The 631-nt window shown below is 62.8% G+C and carries 2 protein-coding genes; both read right to left on the bottom strand.

Translation table 11 applies throughout. The annotated features are described in order from the left end of the window. On the bottom strand, positions 1 to 309 hold a 309-nt coding region (locus EH240_RS37275), incomplete at its 3' end, for a TRAP transporter large permease subunit (RefSeq protein ID WP_125007284.1). Between the two features lie 3 nt (positions 310 to 312). Continuing rightward, positions 313 to 631: TRAP transporter small permease (locus tag EH240_RS37270; RefSeq protein ID WP_125007282.1), on the bottom strand; the 319-nt coding region annotated here is incomplete at its 5' end.

Raw genomic sequence — 631 nt, 5'->3', positions numbered from 1 at the left:
AGAGAAGATGACCGATCCGATGATGTTGACCTGCGCCAGGCCGCCCTTCATCCAGCCGACCAGGGCAAGGGCGAAGGCGTAGATGCGGCCGGTGACGCCGGCGATGTTCATGAGGTTGCCGGCCAGAATGAAGAAGGGCACCGCGAGCAGCGGAAAGCTCTCCACCCCGGCAATCATGCGCTGGGCCGCGATGATGTCGGGCGCGACGCCGTAGATGACGAGATAGAGCACCGAGGCGGCCGCCATCGAAACGGCGACCGGCACGCCGATCAGCATCAGGACAAGAAAGCCTCCGACCAGAAGCACCATCGCTCAGTCCCCCACTGTTTCGAACGCACCGGGACGCTCGAGCACCGAATAGCCACGGCTGTAGTTGGCGACGAAGACCTGGATCGAGCGCACGAACATCATCGCGAAGCCGGCCAGCACGGCGTAGAAGAACCAGCGGCGTGGCAGGTTGACGGTGACCATGCGCTCATGCGCCACGATCGAGACGTAGCGCCACATCAGCCAGGTCCCATATGCGAAGAAGACGACACGGATAACGTCGACGCTAAGCGCCAACCAGCGACCGGCGCGCTCCGGCAAATAGTGGTAGAGCACGTCGACATGGATGTGGCGCGAAATGCGT

The sequence above is a fragment of the Mesorhizobium tamadayense genome, assembly GCF_003863365.1.
GTDB lineage: Bacteria > Pseudomonadota > Alphaproteobacteria > Rhizobiales > Rhizobiaceae > Mesorhizobium > Mesorhizobium tamadayense.
Note: the sequence above shows the minus strand (reverse complement) of the source record. Positions and strands in the feature narration are given on the sequence as shown.